The sequence below is a fragment of the Lysobacter antibioticus genome (assembly GCF_000731095.1).
GTDB lineage: Bacteria > Pseudomonadota > Gammaproteobacteria > Xanthomonadales > Xanthomonadaceae > Lysobacter > Lysobacter antibioticus_B.
Genome location: NZ_JMTZ01000019.1, coordinates 22,884 through 43,480, shown reverse-complemented (window position 1 = coordinate 43,480; position 20,597 = coordinate 22,884). Strand labels below are relative to the sequence as shown.

The window sequence follows — 20,597 nt, the reverse complement described above, 5'->3', positions numbered from 1 at the left end:
CCGCTCCTGGATCAAATCGAAACACTCCGTGTCGCTGGGTCAGCGCGGGGGAATCCGGATCGGCCGCTGCGGCATCCCGGGCGGTGCGAGTTCCGGCGGCACGATCCGGTCGGCCGGCATCGCGATGGGTCGGCCCTGCGCGTCGTACAAAGTGAAGCCGGGCGCGAACATCAGCACCGGCTCGATCGGCACGCCCTCGTCGGTCACCTGATGATGGCGAACATAGCCTTGCGGCAATTCGTAGTTTTCCGGCACGGCCAAGCCGAGCAGCGGCGGACTGGTGCCGGGCGGATTGAACGCGCCCAGCCCCGTGCGCACGCCGGCCTGCTGCAAGGCCTCGATGACCTGCGCGCCGGTGGGTTCCGGATCGCCGGGTTGGAAATAAGCCGCCAAGTCGTTGGGATCGTTGCTCGGCATGGCCGGTGGCTCCTGCTGCGACGCGGCTTGCTGTCTTGCCCGCGTAGACAGCGAACGGCTGTCCGGCGGAGCGGCCGCGTCCCGATCCACGTCGGCCTGTGCAACGACCGCATTCGCGCCTTGCGCAGGCTCGCGCATCCACCACCAGCCCACCGACGCCACGGCGATCACCACGATGGCGCAGGCCGCCCACAGCAAGCGCCCACCGCGGGCCACGGGCGCTTTCGCAATCACACGCATGCCCTCGCCGTCCGCTCGGGACGACGGGGCATGCGGATGATCGCGCTTGGTCATGAGTCGGCTATCCGCCGGACGCGTCCGTCAGGGCGAAGCCGGCTGATAGACCGACAAAGCCCAGCCCATGCGCTCGTGCCCGTACTGGTTCCAGATCGGGCTGCGGCCGTTGGTGAAGCTGGAGTAGCGCGGCGCGCCGGTGCCGGTGCTGCCGCCCCAGAGGCCGGCCGACACCGTGCCGCCGGTGTAGGTCGGATGGGTGTCGTCGGACTGGATGTAGTCGAACGAGCTCGACGACGACACGAACTTGGTGTTGGCGTCGCGCAAGGTCGCACGCAGGGTGACTGCGGTGCGGTTGATGTAGCTGGCCTCGCTTTCGCCGGACACATAGCGCAGCGCGTCGGAATCGATCTGCCCGTCGCCGTTGCTGTCGTAGTCCGCGCCCATGTACTGGGCGAAGCTGTCCGCACACTGGAAACCCTTCTGGCGGGCGTATTCGCACATCCAGTAGTTCATCTTGGCGATGGCCGGCAAGAAGCGATCGCGCATGTTCACCGTCTGCCCGGTGGCGGAGTCGCGGCACGAGCTCTGCACGTTGTCGGCGTTGTAGCCGGGGTAGTACAGATTGGAGATCACCTTGAGCTTGGTGTTGGCATGCGCATTGGCGTTGATGTAGTCCATCGCCGCCGCCACGTAGGTCCTGCAGGAATTGACCGCCGCATCCAGCCCGCTGTAATTGCAGGTACCGGTTTGCTCCTTGAACGCCGTGCGCGCCTGCAGACCGTCGTTGCCGCACATCTCGAAGCTCACCACGCGGGTCGAGGCGGCCTGCATGTAGGAACGATCGGCGACGATCTTATTCTCGTAAACATCGCGGGCCACCGCACCGGACTTGGCGCGGCGAATGCTTTCGACGTCCGCGTTCCAGCGCGCCGACAGATACTCGGCATCCACCGTCGGCGCCGAATAGCGCGCCGCGTTGCTGATCGAACCGTTATAGCCGGCGAAAATCGAATCGCCGTAAGCGACGACGCGGTACTTGGTGCTGGTCGCGGGCCGATCGACGGTCCAGGAAACGTTCTGATTGAGCGTGCTGGCCATGCCCGAGGCCGAGAGCGCGAACAGCGCCACAGCCGAAAGCAACCGCCCCGCCTTATTGCGGAACAGAATCTTCATCCTTAATTCCCCTTCGAGATGATGTGCGCTGCGGACACCTGCCGGTGCCCGATGAGTAACGCGAAACCCGAATCACGATGGGGATGCCCGAACCCCGCGGCACGCCCCCCTGCCATCGCCCCCGGACGCTAGCGTATGGTTCCAGGGGGTGCAATGTGCGCTGCAACAGCGGCGGGGGGCTGCATCACGTTTTGGTACTTGGCGTAGAAGTGGAGCCTGCGCGGGATGCGTAAGGGGCAAGAAACGTCAGCGAGTGGCGAACATTGAGTCGGATGTGTTCGGCCAGATCGCTGGGCAATTGCCGAACGATGCGTCATGAACGGCAGCGCCAACAACCTGTCGGTTAAGCGCCTTATTGCGCCGGCGGCTGTCTGTTGAACGAACAGCATTGCAGCAGAAATCGCATTAGCGTCACAGCGCGGAATCCACTGCGTCTATCCGCCTTGCCAGCGCAACAAGCCCACAGCTCATCTTCCCTTCGAGCTCGACGCTTTAGCGGTGAGCGTCAGCTTGCGCAGACAGCGCTGACTGCCTTCTCGGACTGCGTTGGCAAGATGATCGCCAACAACAATGGTGAACACAGCCGTAGGACTGCTCCGGGAAAGCGACGTCGTCTGCAAGCCCCCATCGTGGCGCTGACCATCGATGGCTAAGCCCTGCGCTTTTAAACTTTCGAGTAACGCTCCACTGTCGAGAAAGCAGCGAGCACCGCCCCACCATTTCGGGTCAACCGATGTGCCGGGAAAGAAGTAGAACTGAACTGGGCCAGGGGGCGGTGTAGTGCCAGTGAGCTGCCATGCCTGCACTTGATAAACCCACCCGTTGCTCAACGCACCGATGCCGGCAGTTGCCTGCGGCCGTTTAGGATCCGGGTGCAGAGCCAGGCCCAAACGTTTTTGCAGGGCGTGCGGTGAAAGGTCAGAGAAGGAACGCAGGCCGCTCGCCACATCGACTAACCGCCGCTGCAGTTCGGCAGTGTCGTATCCCACCTGCTGGGTGGTGCTGACAACTTGAGCGGCAGCTGGAACCGCGGTCCTGTTTGCTGGAGGTTGCATTGAGCTGGACGACTCAGCGCAGGCGCAGAGCGCCATTCCAAACGCTATCAGAACTATTGGTTGCGCTATGACCTTTGCCATCCGTGCATCCCATCGCTTTCCCAACTAGAAAGAGTATGCGCGGCTACAGACGCGGGACGCCACCTAAACTCGGCATCTCGGCAAGCCCGGTCCGCAGGATATCGCTCGCAAGGAAGCCCGGTCTTGCTCAGTGCGTTGCGCACCGCCGGGAGAGATGGAGCGGGTGATGGGAATCGAACCCACGCTAGCAGCTTGGGAAGCTGCAGTTCTACCATTGAACTACACCCGCTTGCGGGCCAGTTTATAGCGCAGGCCGCGCGGGTGGCAAACATCGGGCTGATGGCGCTGCGGCACGAGGCTGGCGCCCTCCCCGTCTGCTCTACCCAGGCGCTTCGTCGACTCTCTGTCGTACTGCCTGCTGTGTCTGCGTACTTATCGAAGCACCGCCCTCGCCTGACGCCCACCACCCCGACGCCCCGCCCAAAAAGAAACCGGGCCTCTCGGCCCGGTTTCGGTGACGCAATAACGCTATGCCGCTATGACGCAGTAGTGCGGCCTAAGGCCGCAGCAATCAGAACCCGCGGCCCACCTGTGCGAACACAGTGGTGGTGTTGCCGCCGCCCTGGCCGACCGTCGCGCTGGCGCCGATGTTGGCGTCGAGGCCGAACAGGTGGGTGCGCACGCCGAACAGCAGGCTGCCGTAGTTCTGGTCGAACTTGCGGCCCATCACGGCGTAGTCGCCCAGGCCCGGCACGGTCTGCAGGCGTGCGTAAGCGTGTTCGGGGGCGTCCTCGAACTCGCGGTCGACGGTCAGGCGCGCGTAGGGGCGGAAGCTTTCGCTGTGGGTGTAGTTGATCTGCCAACCCACGCTGCCGATCAGCGAGTCGAACTCCTGCTTCGGATAGGCCAGCGAGGTCGCGAGCGTCGGGTCGCTTTCGGCGAAGCCGTCGACTTCGATCTTCTGCGAGACCAGGCCGAGCACCGGGCCGTGACGCAGGGCGTCCTGGCCGAACTCCCAGCCGCCGTTGACGGCGATGGTGAGGTTGTCGCCGTCGGCGGAACCGTGGTGGACGCGGGTGACCGGGCCGAGGTTGGCGTTGCGGTCGATGTCGAAGTCGAGCTGGGTGTAGCTGACCTGGCCGTTGACCCAGGCGCGTTCGCCGTACCAGCCGACGAAGCCGCCGAGGGTGGCTTCCTTCTGCTCGAATTCGCCGTTGCGCAGGCCGAAGTCGTTCTTCTGCTGGCCGTAGCCGGCGAAGGCGCCGAACACCAGGTTGCCGCGGTTCCAGTCGATGCCGCCGCTCAGCGCCGGACCGGCGCCGTCGTACAGGTCGCCGTGGCCGTAGCGCTGGAAGTCGCCGCGCAGGCTGGTCCACCAACGCATGCCGTCGCCTTCCTGCGGGCCGGCGAGGTGGTTGGCGACCTGGTCGGCGCGGGCGCGGCCGCTCATCGCCGCCGAGTTCGGCAGCACGGCGATGAAACGCGGCGCTTCGAGCACCGACAGCGCGTAGTCGGCGAGGATGCGATGGGCCTTGCTCGACGGATGCACGCCATCGGCGAAAGCGTAGGTTTCCGGCGCGTCGGGGGCAGCGTAGTTGAGCGGGCTGCAGGTCAGCGACGAGGCGGTGATCTGCGGATTGCAGCCGGTGCCGGTGACGTTGGTGATGCCGTACGGCGCCGGGTTGGCGGTGATTTCCGCCAGCAGGCTGAAGGTGTTGAGCGGAATCACGCGCAGGCCGGCCGCGGCGAGGCCGCCGTACAGGGCGTTGTTGTAGGTGGTCGACAGCTGGGTGCCGGCGGCCTGGGCGGCGGCGCCGCCCGCGCGGAACTGCGGGGTCAGGCCGAGGTTCGGCACGGTCGGCACCAGCACGTACTGGGCGCCGGCGTTCTGCAGCGCGGCGACCACACCGATCTGCGCGGTGACGGCATTGGTGATGGTGGCCTGCGCCGGGGCGCCGGCGACGACTGCGAACAGGTCGTTGGCGCCGCCCCACACGGTGTACAGCGCGTTCGGGTCGGCGCGGCCGCCGTTGGCGGCGAGGTAGTTGGTGGTCTGCGTGGCCAGCGACGGAATCGCGCCGAGCGGGCTGGCGCTGTTGGTGCCGGTGCGGGCGCCGCCGACGGCGTAGTTGGTGCCGCCCTGATTGGCGCTGGTGGCGTTGGTGCCGTAGTACTCGGCGACATATTCCGACCAGACCAGGCCCGGGTTGGTGGTGAAGCGGCCGATCAGGGCCGCGTTCGGACCGACCGCCTGGAACAGGGCCGGGCGGAAATGGCCGGAGTCGGTCAGGCTGTCGCCGATGAAGACGGTCTGCGAATACTCCTGGGCGAAGGCCGGAGCGGCGGCCAGCACGAGGGCGGCGGCCAGCACGGTACGAACGGGTTTCATCATGAACTTCCCTGCGGTGATGTGACGGGTGATGGCGATCGAATGATCGGTCGATTGCCGGTAGAAGCTCCGCGCGGGCGTGACATACGCCGGCGGATGGCCGAATCGAAGCACGCGCCGGCGGATCAAGGCAAGGCGCAGCGCGGCAAAACGATGCCGCGATTATCCCCGGCCGGCCGCTCCGGCGCCGGGGCCAGAGGTCACAGAGCGGGCCTTTGCTGCGGTTCGGATGCTGCCAACCGCCAGGGCCGAGACTGGCCGCAAGCGGGCGCCCACGCGACAATGGCGGCATGAATATCCTGCTCAATGGCGAACCGCGCGCGCTCGCGGCGCCGACCACCGTGGTCGAACTGCTGCACAACGAAGGCCTGGGCGAACGCCGGGTCGCGGTCGAGATCAACGGCGAGATCGTCCCGCGCGGGCGCCACGCCGAACGCGCGCTTGCCGAAGGCGACAAGGTCGAGATCGTGCACGCCCTCGGCGGCGGCTGAGCGCGATACCCGGACTGTCCCGGGTCGGCGCCGACGGCCCCGGGGCGTCGTGCGGTTAGCGGTTGAAGTACACCGGGTTGCCCATCAAGGCGAGCCGCCCCTGCGCATCGCGCACGTCGACGCGCAGCCAATGGCGGGCGCCATCGCTGCGCCAACGGAAGTCGAAGCGCTGCTCGGCTGCGCCGATCGCCGGCTGCTCGATCAGGGGCACGGCGACGCCGTCGACGATGGTTTCGACCCGGCCGTCGGGGACGTTGCGTACCGTCAGGCTCAACCTCGCCTCGTCGCCGGCGCGCAGGCGCAACTCGCCGCCCATCGCGGTTTGCTCGCGTCCGTGGCTCGCGCTCAGCTCCAGGGCGCGATCCTTCGATCCGCGCACGTCCACGAAGACATTGCCGGCGCGCAGGCCCTCCAGGATCGCCGGCATCGACAGCTCGCGCGCATGCACAACCGTGGTCGGCCGGCCGATCCGGCTGGCGCCGAAGGTTTCTTCGGCCTCGGTCGGGGCATCGTGGTTATCGCTGCCGCCGATGCCGGTCAAACGATGGCCGGCGTTGAGTTCGCGCTGCCAGAAGGCGATGCCCGAGCCCGGGGTGTCGGCGTCGCCGCCGTTGACGGCCTCGACCATGCTGACCCGCGACAGGTCCGCCGCCGGCATCGGCGTCCAGCCGCAGCCCATGCAGCGTTCGTCGGAGGGACGGATCGGGTGATTGATCGACACCGGCGCGCCGCGCTTCTCCAGCGCGCGCAAAACCGTGTCCCAATCCGGCACCGCGGTGCTGCCGACGCGGAAGTCGACCGGGGCGTAGGTGCCGAACACGTTCGCATGGCCCTGGAAGGTGGTGATCTCGATGCCCGGCATCAGCAACAAACGATCGAAATACGGCTGCAGCTCACGCAGGCCCGAAAGATGCGAGACCGTGTTGTGTTCGGTGACGGCGACGAAATCCAACCCGTGCCGACTCGCCGCCTGCGCGGTCAGGAACAATGGGCACGGCACCTTGCTGCCGCCCTGTGAGGCGCAGCTGCCGTCGCTGTGGCCGCTGTGCATGTGCAGGTCGCCGCGGTACCAGCCCGGCCCGGAGCGCAGGGGCTTGGCGGCGATCGCGGCAGGTAACGCATCGGGTTCATCGGCCATGCCGAAATGGATGCGCGCGACATAGCGGGCGCGCTGCTCGGCGCGGATGTTGGGAATGCCGAGCAGGACTTTCCACTCGCCCGCGGGCAAGGCGCCGGCCGGATACGACGGGGTCGCATCGGCGGCGCTGACGGTGAACACGCGTTTGTTGCCGCCGCTCCAACCGCGGAAGCCGTCGCGGCCGAGGAAGTCGCCAGGGCCGATCAAGCCCAGGTCGATCGTGGTCTTGTGCTCGCGCCCGTCGTAGGCGAACTCGACCGTGATGCGAACGACGCCGTTCGGCACCCGGAACGGCAGTTCGCGATAGCTGCGATTGTCGCGGCCTTCGATCGCGCCCTCGATGGTCACGTCGGCGGCCTCGGCAGCGCTGGCCGCACCGGCCATGGGTGCCCCACAGGCCAAGGCGAGCATCAGCAGCGCAATAAGCGATTTCATGATCATGCCCCGGTTCGTCAATCGTGCTTCTCGAGCGCTTCGACCGGACGCTGGTTGCAACGCTCGGGCTGGCGGCGCGGGTTGCAGCGCGCGATTTCGCTGCGCGGGAACACCACGCGATAGCGGCTGAAACGCCGGTCGGGCTGCGGGTAATCGGTGGAGATGTAATGCGCGCCGCTGGCGAAGGCGGCCTCGCGCCGGCGCGGGTCGTTGCGCCGCGCCTCGAGCGTGTCGGCGTCGGCGCGGGTGCGCACCAGGAAGCCGGCGTCGACCGCCTTGGCAATGCGTACGCCCTGCCCGATCGGGTCGTTGAGGGTCAGATAGGCGGCATCGGAGGCCTGCTCGTCTGTGTTGACGAACATCGCCCGCCCTTCCAGCGAGCGTCGCGCGCCGCGGTACAAGCCGATCTTGCGCGCGTCCTCGTCGAGCGCGAACAGGACCTTGCCGCGCGCCTGCGCCAGCGTCGGCCAGCGTCCGGCCAGCACCGCTTCGCGCAGGCTCGGCGCATCGCCGCGCACGTCGTCGGGAACGATCAGTTCGGCGGCGGTAAAGACCGAACGGATTTCGCCATCGAGCGCATCGAAGGCGGCGCCGTCGAACGGCAGCGGCGCAACCGCACCGGGCCCACTGCGGCCGTCCTTGGCGTTGATCAGGATCAGGATCGGCGCATGCTCGCGGTGGCTTTGCGACCAGGCGCGGATCTGCCGCAGGCACTGCACGAAAACCATGCACTGGCTGCGGAAGTCGATATCGGCCAGGTGCATGACCTTGAAGCCGGGCTGCGTCATTTCGGCCGCGACTGCGGGCGACCAGGGGCCGGCCTCGCCATAGCCCCGGCGCAAGGCACCGGGCGGATGCGCATAACGGCCGCCGCGCGGGTCGTAGTAGACATCGAGCTCGAGCGTGCGGGCGCCCTGCTCCAACTGCGCGAACAAGGGCGGATGCGCATAGTCCAGCGAGTCCGCGCCGGCCGCATCGACCGCGCGGTGCGCGGCCAGCTCCTGCGGCGGGATCGCGAGCTTGTAGCTGTTGTGGGTGCCGATCGCCTGCAGATCGTTGATGCGCAGGCGCGCGTCGATCCAGGTCTGGCTGCAGTCCGGGCCGGCCGCCGAGGCGCGATCGGCGTCGAGCTTGCAGCCAGCGCCCGCGATGGCTGCGCTGGTTTGCGCACCGGCGGCGCCGGCCATGAGTGGGCCGGCCATAAGCGCGCCGACGATCAGCGCGCCGCAACTCAGCCCAGCCTTGACCGCCCCCATCCGCATCGCGCTCAGAACCGGTACATCAGCGCGGCGCGGAAGGCACGGCCGAGCAGCGGGCGGGCGATGAAGGTGTTGGCGCCGGCGTCGGCGCTCTGCAGCTCGCCGGCGCGCGGGTTGCCTTCGGTCAGGCCGCGCGAGTTGGTCAGGTTGTCGCCGTACAGGAACAGGGTCAGCCCCGGGGTGAACTCGTAGCGGGCGCTGGCGTTGAGCACGTTGTACGACGGCAGCCGCACCGAATTGGCGGTGTCGACGAAACGCTCGCCCTGGTATTCGTAGGCGAGCTGCAGGCGCAGACGGTCGTCGAGCAGGTTGATGCCGGGCACGATGCGGAAGCTGTTCTTCGGCACGCGGATCAACTGGTTGCCGACGAAGTCGCGCAACACCGGCGCGCCGTTGACGATCTCGGTGTAGCGCAGGCCTTTGTATTGCGGGTCCTGCACGGTCGCGGTCAGCTGCATGTCGAACCAGCGCACCGGGAACCACGACGCTTCCAACTCCAGGCCGGTGGTCTTGGTGTCGGCATAGCCCTGCTGCACGGTCGAGGTGCCGGCGTTGAGGTCGAACACGGCATTGCTGAAACCGACGTTCTCGTACTTGGTGTAGAACAGCGTGGCGAACACGTCGAAGGTTTCGTTGCTGAACTTGTAGCCGACCTCGCCGAGCTGCATGGTCTGGATCACCGGCTGCGCCGCGGTGTCCTTGCTCACGCAGTCCTGGGCCGCGGCCTGGGTGCAGTTGGAATAGCGGGTGATGAAGCTCGACAGATTGGGCAGGCGGAAGGTCGGGGTCCAGCGCGCGAACAGGCCCGAGTATTTGTCGAACTGCCAATTGGCACCGACGGTCCAGCCGAGCTTGTCGTAGTCGCGGTCGTAGTTCACGAAGCGGCCCGAGCCGGTCAGGATTTGCGAGCTCGCCGGAGTGCCCAGGTTGACCTGCTTGCGGATCTCGGTCCAACCCTTGGCGTTGACCTTTTCCCAGCGCACACCGGCGTCGATGCGCAGGCGCTCGTTGACCTGCCATTCGTCCGACAGGTACACGGCCTGGGTGGTCGAGCGGCCGCTGGCGTTCTCCCACTCATAACCGTAGCGGTAGAAGCCGTGGTCGGTCAGCGTCGCCAATGGGCGGCCGGCGGCGTCGACCGCGACCAGATCGAGCAGGCGCGCGTTATCGCGCACGTCGAGCAGGGTCGTCGACGAATAGCGGTCGAAGTCCTGGTCGAAGCGTGCGTAGTAGTAGCCGAAGGTGAGGTCGTGGCTCTGCCCGCCGAAGTCGAAACGGCGCATCAGGCGGGTGTCGCTGATCAGCTCGTCGACCGGCATGGTCACGCCGCGCAGGCCGCCGACCGTGACCAGGCCGTTGCCGTTCTGGTTGGCGACGTCGAACACCTGGCCCGCGCCGTTGACGTAGCGCAGCTGCGCGCCGGCGGCGCCGGGAATCGCCGCGAGCTGCTTTTTCAGCGCAGGGTCGGACAGGAACTTGGAGGCGCTGAGCAACTGCAGCGGGAACACGCCGTTGCGCTGGGTCTCGGTGCGGTCGTAGCGCAGCGACTGGGCGAGCTTGAAGCCGGCGCCGAGTTCGTAATCGAACTTGACCGTGTACTGGTCGCGCTTCACTTCGGTGCCGCGCGCGTTGTCGAAGGCATAGCGGCTGCGGTCGCCCTGCAGCATCGAGGCATGGCGGGTGTCCGGGCCGGCCAGGGTGCCGTAGTGATCGTCGAAGCCGGGCACGCCGCGGATCTTGCCGTCGGCATAGGTGCGCATCGGGATGCCGAGGTACAGCGCGACGTTGTCGTCCAGGCGCTTGTAGTCGAAGGCGAAGCGGCCGCGCTCGAACGCCTTGCTCAGGTTGAGCCGGTACTGGCCGCCGTCGTTGGCCTGGAAGCCGGGATCGCGGATGCCGTCGTCGAAACGATAAAAGCCGCCGAGGCCGAGCTTCCAGCCGGCGCCAAGCGGCGTACCGAAGAAGAAGTCGTAGCGGTTCAGGCCGTAGTCGCCTGCGGTGTACTTGACCACGCCTTCGGCGCTGTCGCCGACCACGCGCGGGATGAAGTTGATCGCGCCGGCCGGCGCGTTCGAGTAGAACACCGAGGAGGGGCCGCCGCGCACCACTTCGATGCGTTCGATGGTCTCGTCGAGTCGGAACGCCTGGTCGCCGTTGAGGAAGCCCAGGGCCGGGTCGTGCTGCACCGGGATGCCGTCTTCGAGCAGGGTGACCGAACCGAACCCGTCGACCGGGATGCCGCGCGCACGGATGTTGCCGCTGGCTTCGCCGCCGGTGGCTTCGACCCAAAAGCCCGGCACCGACTTCATCGCCTCGGTGACCGAGGTCGGCGCCTGCATGCGTAGGCGGTCTTCGTCGATGGCGGTGATCGAGTAGCTGGTCTCGGCCTTGCTGCGCTGGCGCGTGCCGGAACGGCCGGTGACGATGACGGTGTCGAGATCGGTTGCGCTGGCGGCGGCCATGCTCGCATCGCTGGCGGCAGTCGCTGCGGTGTCCTGGGCCTGTGCGCTAGAAACGGCGAATGCGGTCAGTACGAGGGCGCAACGGATCGCCCGGCTCAGCTGGCGGGTGGAAGGCATCATGGATTCGGCGTTCGGAAGGAAGGGAAGGCTGCCGGCCGGTTCCGTCCGAAGGCCCTGCGTCGAGCCCGGCAATCCTGCGCATGCTGGGCCGCGACGTTTAAAGATTCGTGACAGCCGTCGATGGAATTGCGTGCGCGGTGGTTGGCGCCAGGATCGGTCAAGCTTGCTTGCTGGGCGAATGCGGGGCGCGAATGCATAGCGGAGCAGGAGCAAATCCCCCCCTGCCCCCCCTTTTCCAAAGGGGGACCTCTCTGGGCAGCGGCTACATCAACACCGTGTGCTCGACGCCGACGGATCGACGGGCGTGAACGGCCTGCGGAAACACCTACACAAGCCCCCTTTGCAAAGGGGGCGGGCGCCTGCGTCGTTCGGCGGAGCGACAAGCCCGCTGCGCCGGGGGATTTCCGGGCAGATCGCCTTGATGTGGATGGGATAAGAGCAAATCCCCCCTACCCCCCCTTTTTCAAAGGGGGGAGTTCATGTGTCGATGCGATATTTGAGGGGGCCTTACGTGTCGGTGCGATGTTCAAGCAAATGACATCGGCGCATAAAAAAGCCCCGGCCGAAGCCGGGGCTCTGTTGCGGGTTGCAAGTAACGCTGCGTATCAGCTGTTGCCGCCTCCGTCGATCACGGTGGCCGGCGAGACCGAGCAATGGCCAGGTCCGGTCGTGCCTTCGTTGTAGGCGCCGAGAATGCCGGCGAGCCTGATCGCGGTGTCGCGTGCCGCGCCCTTCGGCGCAGTGGTGCTGCGACCGATGAACCATGCGGTGGCTTCGGCGATAGCGGCCTGCACGTTGGACGGTGCGCCTGCGCCGGCTTCGGCGTTGAGGCGTGCGGCCATGTACTGGTGCGCGAGGATGTAGTACGCGTTGCCACCCTTCGGCGGCGTCCAGAACACCTTGTACCAGGTCTGACCGGAGGCGAAGAACAGCGTGTCTTCTCCGATCGCGGCCCAGGTCGCGTCATACGGCGCGGGGCCGTACTTCGAGTGGGTCTTCCAATAACCCTGGGTGTAGGTGCATCCGCTGTTGGCGCACAGTTCCGGCACGCTCACGGTGATCACGGCTTCGTCGCTCTTGTTGACGCCGTTGTCGGTCGCCAAGGTCAAGAGGTTCGGAACCATGAATTCGCAAGTGTTACCGGGTCCGGTCTGGCTCGGCAGTATCCACGCCGCGAACAGGTCGAGGCTGTTGACGATGCCCGGATCGGGGTTGATGTCGCCAGTGACGTACTGGGCGAAGCTGCTGCACATCAGCGGGCTGACCTGCCAACCGAAGGTATCGCCGAGGTTGAGGCCCGGGATGCCGTTGAACAGGTCGCTGACCTGCACGCAGGCGTCGGTTTCGACGTTCGGCGAGCCGTACACCAGTGCGGCCTGGTTGGAGGTGTAGCTCGTGAAGCCGCAATCGCTGGCGTTGCCGGCAGCGTCGTAGCACTTCAGCACGCGCTGGATGCTCGCCTCGTTATAGCCTTCGAGCTTGCCGCTCAGCGCTGCGTCGTAGGTGCAGTTGAGCGAGGTCGCGCCCTGCGGGTCGCACGTCGGCGACACCGACTGGGTGCCTCCACCGGCGAAGTGCAGAGTGTCGCTCGGATCGGCCGGGCTGAACTGCGGTGTCGCGTCGGCAGGCCAGGTGACCATGATGCTGCCGCTGACCGCAAAGCCGCTCTCGGACTCGGTGCTGCGGGTCGCCGCGAGACGATAGACCGTCTCGTAGTTGCCGCCGACATTGAGCAGCACGTCGACGTCGTCGCACAGGAAGTTACCGGCATAGATGCCGCTGGCGATCGGATCGGGCAGGCAGCCCTGCATGCCGACGACCTTGGCGTCGGCCGGCGAGACCACCACATGCTTGTCGGGCGCCCAGGCATAGTCGCGGTCGTAGCGGGTCTGCGCGGTCTTGCTGATCGCGACGGTCCGGCAGGCGACGGTGACCATGGCCGAATCGCTGGCCGTGGCATTGGTGCTGGCGCTGGTGCTCCAGGTACCGGTTGCGGTGTTGTTGTGCTGACCTTCGTCGGCACCGCACACGAACGGCGACGGACGCGGATAGGTCCACACATACGGACCGTTGCCGAGGCTGAAGCTGTGGTTCGGATCGCCCGGCAGCATCGAGTCGTCGATCACGAACGTGTCGCCGTAGCTCTCGGCCGGGTTCGCCGGGATCGAGAACGCAGCGGAAGCCACGAACGTATAGGTGCCGCCGTTGCGCTCGCTGGTGATGCCGGCGGCGTTGACGCCTCCGCTGGCGTTGAGCAGGAACGGATGGGTGTTGCTGCTCAGGTCGAACGCGTAATCGCAGGTCAGGATGATCTTGTCCGGATTCGCGGCCGGCTTGACGCAGGCCAGGGTGTCGGTGTCGCCGCCCTGCGAGGTCCAACTCAGCTGGAACTGGGTCGCGCTGTTGTTGAACTGCATGGTGTCGACCACGGCGGTGGTCTTCCAACCGAAGCCGAACGGGTCCTTGACGGTGATGGCGCCGGCGACGCGATACATGCCACGGGTGGTCGGCGTGGCGGTGACGGTGTATTCGACCTGGTGGCTGTCGCCATCGAACATCACGATGCTCTCGGGCGTCACGGTCTTTTCGATCTGCCAATCGGTATAGCGCTTCCAGCTCGCCGTGGCGGTTTTCTCGCCGCTGGGCTTGGGCAGGAAGCAGAACACGACATGGCTGACGCCGGCGGGTTCGCCGCTGGAATTGATCGGTGCGAACAGATTGATGTCGCTGAGGGCGGCGGGGTCGTAGTGGAAGACGTTATAGGCGTTGCCGCCCTTGACCACGATGTAGTCCATCGGCACGGTCGAGGTGAAGCCGATAAATTTGCTTTGGTCGGCAGGTGTGTAGTTGAAGGTGATGGTTTGACCGGGTGCGCCAAGGTTGTAGCTTTGGCCGTTGACCGGTGCGCTGCCGGTGCTGCCGCCCAATCCGGCCCAGGTCGCTACGCCGGGCAGGTCGTCGCAACTGGTGAAGTTGCCCGAGAAAGTGGTCGGCTGCACCGAGGCCGCCCAGGCCCCGGTGGGCAAGGCGGCAGCGGTAGCAAGCAAGAGCGCCGTTGCAAGCAACGGACGCCAACGTCGAGTGGTGGACATGTCAGAACTCCGTGAGCGGGGTGGCAAAGCACCCTGTTCTTCGCGCTCGGTAGCTCGGCCATGCTGACCGGACGGCCCGCACCCGTGGCTTTGCGACACCGGCTTTCACCGGTTGTGCCTTTTTCGAGTCCCGTACGACGGCGCGGCGCCCGCTTCCCCCAGCGGACGCCGCCGGCGATGGCCGATGCGTCGCGAACCTTCAGCGCCGCCCCAGTACCGCTTGCCGGCCAATATACGCTTCAAAATGTGATTGCAATCACATTTTCATCATCCGGCGACGAACGGTCGCCGTTCTGGATGGATGGCGCCGGGGACGACCACGAACCGCGTTTTGCGGCCGTCGCCCAGCCCGCCCAACCCCCGCCCAACCCCCGCCCAACCCTCGCCCGGCCGCGCCGCGGCGGAAGAGCGAAAACCGCACGCCGGGTGAAACGGCGGGCCGCGCGGGGTCCAAGCGCAGGGCGTTATCCGACATAATTCACCGATGACGAACAACGCCTTATCCGATCCGCTGGTCATCGCCGGCAAAACCTACCGCTCGCGCCTGTTGACCGGCACCGGCAAGTTCAAGGACCTCGACGAGACCCGCCTGGCGACCGAAGCCGCCGGCGCCGAGATCGTCACCGTCGCCATCCGCCGCACCAATATCGGCCAGAACCCGGGCGAGCCGAACCTGCTCGATGTGCTGCCCCCGGACCGCTACACCCTGCTGCCCAACACCGCCGGCTGCTACACCGCCGACGACGCCGTGCGCACCTGCCGCCTGGCCCGCGAACTGCTCGACGGCCACAAGCTGGTCAAGCTCGAAGTGCTCGGCGACCAGCGCACGCTGTTCCCCGACGTCGTCCAGACCCTGGCCGCGGCCGAAATCCTGGTCAAGGACGGTTTCGACGTGATGGTCTACACCTCCGACGACCCGATCCTGGCCAAGCGCCTGGAACAGATCGGCTGCGTGGCGGTGATGCCGCTGGCGGCGCCGATCGGCTCGGGCCTGGGCGTGCAGAACAAGTACAACCTGCTCGAGATCATCGAGAACGCCAAGGTGCCGATCCTGGTCGACGCCGGCGTCGGCACCGCCTCGGACGCGGCCATCGCCATGGAGCTGGGCTGCGACGGCGTGCTCATGAACACCGCCATCGCCGGCGCCCGCGACCCGATCCTGATGGCGCATGCCATGAAGCTGGCGATCGAGGCCGGCCGCGCCGCGTTCAAGGCCGGCCGCATTCCGCGCAAGCGTTATGCCAGCGCGTCGAGCCCGGTGGACGGTTTGATCGAATGACGGACCCGTTCTCCAGCGACGGCGCCAAGACCCCGCCCAAGCCGTTCACCGTGGAAGAAGGCCGGCGCCAGGTGCGCAGCTTCGTCCTGCGCCAGGGCCGCTTCACTCCGGCCCAGCAGCGCGCCTTCGACGAGCTGTGGCCGCGTTTCGGCATCGACTACCAGGGTTCGCCGCGCGATTACGACGAAATCTTCGGCCGTAGCGCCAAGCGCGTGCTCGAGATCGGCTTCGGCAACGGCGAAGCCCTGCGTTTCGCCGCCCAGCACGACCGCGAGCGCGACCTGATCGGCATCGAGGTCCACGCCCCCGGCGTCGGCCGGCTGTTGAACGCCCTGGCCGAAGACGGCAGCGACCATGTCCGCCTGTATCACCACGACGCGGTCGAAGTGTTGAACCACGAAGTCGCCGACGGCTCGCTCGACGAGGTCCGCATCTATTTCCCGGACCCGTGGCACAAGAAGCGCCACAACAAGCGCCGCCTGGTCCAGCCCGCGTTCGCCGATCTGCTGGTGCGCAAACTTTCGCCCGACGGTCGCTTGCACCTCGCCACCGATTGGCAGGACTATGCCGAACAGATGTGGGACGTGCTCGATGCGACCGCAGGCCTGGTCAACCGCGCCGGCCCGCGCGGCAGCGTGGCCCGGCCGCCGTGGCGTCCGCAGACGCACTTCGAGACCCGCGGCCAGAAACTCGGCCACGGCGTCTGGGATCTGCTGTACGACAAGCAGCCGGGAATAGGGAATCGGGAATAGGGAATCGGATGCGCCCCACCGAACATTCGCGATGCCTTGCTGAGACCGAATCCGGCGGCGACGCGTTGCCTTGCTCCTGCTCTTCCGATTCCCGATTCTCCATTCCCGATTCCCGGCCTTAAATGGATACCGCCCTCGCGCTCACCACCGACATGAAGCTCGTCCTCGGGCTGGTGGTCTTCACGATGGCGATGTTCCTGTTCGAGCGCATCCGCGCCGACGTCGTCGCCCTGGTCGTGCTGGTGCTGCTCGGCCTGTCGGGCCTGGTCGAGCCGGACGAACTGTTCAACGGCTTCTCGGGCAACGCGGTCATCAGCATCATCGCCACGATGATCCTCGGCGCCGGCCTCGACCGCACCGGCGCCCTCAACCGCCTCGCTGCCTGGCTGCTGCGGCGCGCGCACGGCGTCGAACAACGCTTGCTGTTGCTGACCACGGCGGTGGCCGGCCTCAACTCCTCCTTCATGCAGAACCCGTCAGTGATGGCGTTGTACATGCCTGTCGCCTCGCGCCTGTCCTCGCGCACCGGCCTGTCGCTGCCGCGCCTGTTGCTGCCGATCGCCGCGGCCATCGTCATGGGCGGCGCCCTGACCATGGTCGGCAACTCGCCGCTGATCCTGCTCAACGACTTGTTGCTCAACGCCAACAGCAACCTGCCCTCGGGCGCGGCGACCATCGAGCCGCTGAAGATGTTCGCGCCGATGCCGATCGGCATCGCCCTGCTGGTCGCCTCGCTGGCGTATTTCCATTTCTTCGGCGACAAGCTGCTGCGCGACGACAGCGACAAGGGCGCCACGCCGGCGCGCACCCAGAGTTATTTCGCCAAGGCCTACGGCATCGAGGGCGACGTCTACGAAATGACGGTCACCGCCGACAGCCCGTTGGTCGGCATGTCGCTCGGCGAGGCCGAAGCGCTGCGCGGCGCGCCCCTGCTGCTCGCGCTCAAGAGCGACGGCGAGGCGCGCCTGGCGCCGCCGGCCGACACCCGCATCTGGGTCGGCAGCGTGCTCGGTGCGATGGGGCCGAAGCAGCAGGTCGCCGACTTCGCCCAAAACCAGTTCCTGCGTTTGTCCTCGCGCCTGCGTAACTTCGCCGACCTGTTCAACCCCAGCCGCGCCGGCATTTCCGAAGCGGTGGTGCCGGCGACCTCCGGGTATATCGGCAAGACCGCCGGCGACCTGCACCTGCGCAAGCATGCCGGCCTGAGCCTGCTGGCGATCAACCGCGACAAGAGCGTGCTGCGCGACAACGTGCGCACCGTGCCGATGCGCGCCGGCGACATGCTGGTGTTCCACAGCATCTGGACCGACCTGGCGACCGCGGCGGCGAGCAAGGACCTGGTCGTCGTCACCGACTACCCGAAGGGCGAGCAGCGCCCGCACAAGCTCAAGCTCGCGCTGACCATCTTCGCCGTGGCGATGCTGCTGGCCCTGTCCTCGCGCCTGCCGGTGTCGATCGCGCTGATGACCGGCGTGGCCGGCATGCTGATCGCCGGTGTCATCAACATCGACGAGGCCTACGCGGCGATCAACTGGAAGACCGTGTTCCTGATGGCCTGCCTGATTCCATTGGGCTGGGCCATGGATTCCAGCGGCGCGGCGGCGTGGATCGCCGGCCATACCATCGAGCGCCTGCCGAGCGGCACGCCGGTGTGGCTGCTGGAGATCTTCATCGGCTTGCTGACGACGATGTTTTCGTTGGTCATCAGCCATGTCGGCGCGACCATCGTGGTGGTGCCGCTCGCGGTCAACCTCGCGCTCGCCGCCGGCGGCAACCCGACCGCCTTCGCCCTGATCGTGGCGCTGTCGGCCTCGAACAACTTCATGACCGCCTCGAACCCGGTGATCTCGATGATCACCGGCCCGGCCGGCTACACCGGCAAGGAGCTGTGGCGCATCGGCGGCCCGCTGTCGCTGATCTACACCGTGGTGACGGTGCTGATGGTGAATTTGCTGTTCTGGGGCAAGTGACCTCGCAGACGCCGCAGCTTCGGTGCGGTGGCGGGAAAAGCAAATCCCCCCTGCCCCCCTTTTCCAAAGGGGGGGAATGCATCTGGTGGGTCCGTATGAGCTCGGCGCCTCGCCCCGGGCTCGCTCGCTTGTCGGTACGGCCGGATCGCTGCAAGTCCTAGCGAAGACGAACCCCGCATTCGCTTATCCCCCCTTTGCAAAAGGGGGGCAGGGGGGATTTGCTGTTGGCTGTTGGCTGTTGGCTGTTGGCTGTTGGCTGTTGACTGTCCACTAACAATCCCAACTCACCCCAACCACACCGCCCCATCGCGCACCGTCACCGCGACCGCGCGCAGCGCTTCGCCGCGGCAGGGGCCGGCGACGCATTGGCCGCCTTGCAACTCGAAACTCGCGCCATGCGCGGCGCAGACCAGCAGGCCGTCCTTGCTCTTGAGGAACTGGCCCGGCGCCCAGTCGAGACGGCGGCCGGCATGCGGGCAAATATTCAACCAGGCGCGTACGGCCTCGCCGTCGCGATACAGCAGCAGCGATTCGGCGTCGCCGTCCAGGGTCGCTTCGACCTCGGCGAACGCACCGTCGGCCAGCCGCGCCAGCTCGATCAGGGGCAACACTGCGTTGCCGCCTTCGCCGGGATGATTTAACGAACTTCTCACACCCTCGTCCATGCCTGGAACGATACTCCTGTGTCCGGCGTTTGCCGCATTGTCTCACGACACCCTAAATGTTTGCCCAGACCTTCCGATTCTCCGATCACCGACCGCAATGGAATGCGTTCCAGTCGCGCGTGCGCACCGCTTTCGAGCCGCGCAAGCCGCGTCACCGCCTCCTGCGTTTCGTGCTCGGCGTGATCGGGCTCGGGCTGCTGGCGCTGCTGGTGATGTTCAGCGTGTTCGTCGGCGCGGCGATGATCGCCGTCGGCCTTGCCTACAAACTGTGGAAGCGCCGCGGCAAGCCGATGGCGCGTCGCGATGCCCACGGCCACGACATCGTCGAAGGCGAGTTCCGCGTCGTCGATGCGGCCCGCCTCGGCCATCGCTCCCCTACTTCTTCCACGCATTGAACGCATGAGCGACGCGATCGCGGCACCGCCGCATACCCGTATTCCGGTCCGCGGCGCCGACGTCGCCGACGGCACCACCTTCCCGGTCCGCCGCGTCTACTGCGTCGGGCGCAACTTCGCCGAACACGCACGCGAAATGGGCGCGGCCGTACCGACCTCGGCCGCCGATCGCGGCCGTCCGGTGTTCTTCCTCAAGCCGCACGACGCCATCGAGCTCGGCGAAGCCGTGCCCTACCCGCCCGGCACCGACGACCTGCACCATGAGGTCGAACTGGTGGTCGCGATCGGTCGCGATGCGCCGGCCGGCGAACTCGCCGTCGCCGACGCCCAGGCGTTGGTCTACGGCTATGCCGTCGGGCTAGACCTGACCCGCCGCGACCTGCAATCGCAGGCCAAGGCCAAGGGGCTGCCCTGGGATACCGGCAAGTCCTTCGACCACGCCGCGCCGATCAGCGCAATCGTGCCGGTCGCCGACGTCGGCGAACTCGGCGCGCGCGCCTTGAGCCTGGAAGTGAACGGCGAAGTCCGCCAGCGCGGCACGCTCGCCGACCTGGTCTGGAACGTGCCCGAAATCCTGCACGAGCTGTCGCGGCTGTACGCGCTGCGCGCCGGCGACCTGATCTACATGGGCACGCCCTCCGGGGTCGGCCCGCTGCAGCCCGGCGACCGCTATCACGCCGTGCTCGAAGGCGTGGCCGAACTGCACGGACACATCATCCCGGCGCCGGTATAGTCGCCTCGGCGCTGCGGCGCCGCATTCATGTCGTCAACACAGGGAGAGCATGCGGATGGGCATGATCAGCGAGTTCAAAGAGTTCATAGCGCGCGGCAACGTGGTCGATCTGGCCGTCGGTGTGGTGATCGGCGCGGCCTTCGGCAAGATCGTCACGGCCCTGGTCGACGGCATCGTCATGCCCTTCATCGGCTACCTCAGCGGCGGGGTCAGCCTCGGCGACGCCAAGTACGTGCTGACCGCGGCGCAGATGGATGCCGCCGGCAAGGAAGTCGCGGCCGAAGTCGCGATCAAGTACGGCGCCTTCCTGCAGACCGCGATCGACTTCGTCCTGATCGCGTTCGTGATCTTCCTGTTCCTCAAGGCTTACAACAAGGTCCGCAAGCCCGCCGACGCGGCGCCGGCGGCAACGCCCGAGGACATCGTGCTGCTGCGCGAGATCCGCGATTCGCTGAAGAAGTGAGAACGCTTCGCCCGTTGCGGCAAAGTGCCTCAAACGTGGCGATAGGCAGCG

The 20,597-nt window shown here is 66.8% G+C and carries 16 protein-coding genes, 1 tRNA gene and 1 riboswitch; of the genes, 7 read left to right on the top strand and 10 right to left on the bottom strand.

Annotated elements, in window-relative coordinates:
* Positions 1–39: 39 nt before the first annotated feature.
* The 5 genes from EX88_RS24400 to EX88_RS0107580 all read right to left on the bottom strand — a co-directional run bounded on the left by EX88_RS24400 (position 40) and on the right by EX88_RS0107580 (position 5,271).
* Positions 40–711, bottom strand: coding sequence for a hypothetical protein (locus tag EX88_RS24400; protein WP_051884697.1), 672 nt, complete (start codon positions 709–711; stop codon positions 40–42).
* A gap of 27 nt (positions 712–738) precedes the next feature.
* Positions 739–1,827: a hypothetical protein gene (locus EX88_RS0107590; RefSeq protein ID WP_031371398.1), complete on the bottom strand. Its 1,089-nt coding sequence runs from the start codon at positions 1,825–1,827 to the stop codon at positions 739–741.
* A 467-nt stretch (positions 1,828–2,294) separates the two neighbouring features.
* Positions 2,295–2,963 (bottom strand): hypothetical protein, encoded by a 669-nt coding sequence (locus tag EX88_RS25815; RefSeq protein ID WP_152566152.1) that lies wholly within the window; start codon positions 2,961–2,963, stop codon positions 2,295–2,297.
* A gap of 155 nt (positions 2,964–3,118) precedes the next feature.
* Positions 3,119–3,192, bottom strand: a tRNA-Gly gene (locus tag EX88_RS0107585).
* Between the two features lie 282 nt (positions 3,193–3,474).
* The gene (locus EX88_RS0107580) at positions 3,475–5,271 is read right to left on the bottom strand and encodes an autotransporter domain-containing protein (RefSeq protein WP_200875815.1); all 1,797 of its coding nucleotides are present in this window, start codon (positions 5,269–5,271) and stop codon (positions 3,475–3,477) included.
* Positions 5,272–5,582: 311 nt separating this feature from the next.
* On the opposite strand from EX88_RS0107580, the gene thiS reads away from it, so the two are divergent.
* Entirely contained in the window at positions 5,583–5,783 is a 201-nt protein-coding gene (gene thiS, locus EX88_RS0107575) for a sulfur carrier protein ThiS (RefSeq protein WP_031371396.1), read from the top strand.
* Between the two features lie 55 nt (positions 5,784–5,838).
* On the opposite strand, the gene EX88_RS0107570 is transcribed toward thiS, so the two are convergent.
* The 4 genes from EX88_RS0107570 to EX88_RS26770 all read right to left on the bottom strand — a co-directional run bounded on the left by EX88_RS0107570 (position 5,839) and on the right by EX88_RS26770 (position 14,289).
* Entirely contained in the window at positions 5,839–7,356 is a 1,518-nt protein-coding gene (locus tag EX88_RS0107570; RefSeq protein WP_235186218.1) for a CehA/McbA family metallohydrolase, read from the bottom strand.
* Positions 7,357–7,373: 17 nt separating this feature from the next.
* Entirely contained in the window at positions 7,374–8,558 is a 1,185-nt protein-coding gene (locus EX88_RS0107565; protein ID WP_031371394.1) for a phosphatidylinositol-specific phospholipase C1-like protein, read from the bottom strand.
* Positions 8,559–8,623: 65 nt separating this feature from the next.
* Positions 8,624–11,197: a TonB-dependent receptor gene (locus EX88_RS0107560; protein WP_235186217.1), complete on the bottom strand. Its 2,574-nt coding sequence runs from the start codon at positions 11,195–11,197 to the stop codon at positions 8,624–8,626.
* 605 nt (positions 11,198–11,802) lie between these two features.
* On the bottom strand, positions 11,803–14,289 hold the full coding sequence (locus EX88_RS26770) for a hypothetical protein (RefSeq protein ID WP_200875813.1): 2,487 nt from the start codon (positions 14,287–14,289) through the stop codon (positions 11,803–11,805).
* Between the two features lie 45 nt (positions 14,290–14,334).
* Positions 14,335–14,418, bottom strand: a riboswitch (cyclic di-GMP riboswitch).
* Positions 14,419–14,773: 355 nt separating this feature from the next.
* Here EX88_RS26770 and EX88_RS0107550 point away from each other — a divergent pair.
* The 3 genes from EX88_RS0107550 (at position 14,774) to EX88_RS0107540 (ending at position 18,290) form a co-directional block, all read left to right on the top strand.
* The gene (locus EX88_RS0107550) at positions 14,774–15,568 is read left to right on the top strand and encodes a thiazole synthase (protein ID WP_031371391.1); all 795 of its coding nucleotides are present in this window, start codon (positions 14,774–14,776) and stop codon (positions 15,566–15,568) included.
* The gene (gene trmB / locus EX88_RS0107545) at positions 15,565–16,320 is read left to right on the top strand and encodes a tRNA (guanosine(46)-N7)-methyltransferase TrmB (protein ID WP_031371390.1); all 756 of its coding nucleotides are present in this window, start codon (positions 15,565–15,567) and stop codon (positions 16,318–16,320) included. The genes EX88_RS0107550 and trmB overlap by 4 nt, the downstream gene beginning before the upstream one ends.
* A gap of 122 nt (positions 16,321–16,442) precedes the next feature.
* Entirely contained in the window at positions 16,443–18,290 is a 1,848-nt protein-coding gene (locus EX88_RS0107540; RefSeq protein WP_031371389.1) for an SLC13 family permease, read from the top strand.
* Between the two features lie 284 nt (positions 18,291–18,574).
* On the opposite strand, the gene EX88_RS0107535 is transcribed toward EX88_RS0107540, so the two are convergent.
* Positions 18,575–18,955 (bottom strand): Rieske 2Fe-2S domain-containing protein, encoded by a 381-nt coding sequence (locus tag EX88_RS0107535; protein ID WP_051884693.1) that lies wholly within the window; start codon positions 18,953–18,955, stop codon positions 18,575–18,577.
* Between the two features lie 56 nt (positions 18,956–19,011).
* Between EX88_RS0107535 and EX88_RS0107530 the strand changes: the two genes are divergently transcribed.
* From EX88_RS0107530 to mscL, 3 genes are read left to right on the top strand one after another with little or no spacing between them, the layout of a single operon-like run.
* On the top strand, positions 19,012–19,350 hold the full coding sequence (locus EX88_RS0107530) for a hypothetical protein (RefSeq protein WP_051884691.1): 339 nt from the start codon (positions 19,012–19,014) through the stop codon (positions 19,348–19,350).
* A gap of 4 nt (positions 19,351–19,354) precedes the next feature.
* A complete protein-coding gene (locus EX88_RS0107525) occupies positions 19,355–20,083 on the top strand; it encodes a fumarylacetoacetate hydrolase family protein (protein ID WP_031371386.1) in 729 nt (242 codons plus the stop codon).
* A 55-nt stretch (positions 20,084–20,138) separates the two neighbouring features.
* Positions 20,139–20,546 (top strand): large-conductance mechanosensitive channel protein MscL, encoded by a 408-nt coding sequence (gene mscL / locus EX88_RS0107520; protein WP_031371385.1) that lies wholly within the window; start codon positions 20,139–20,141, stop codon positions 20,544–20,546.
* Positions 20,547–20,597: the final 51 nt, after the last annotated feature.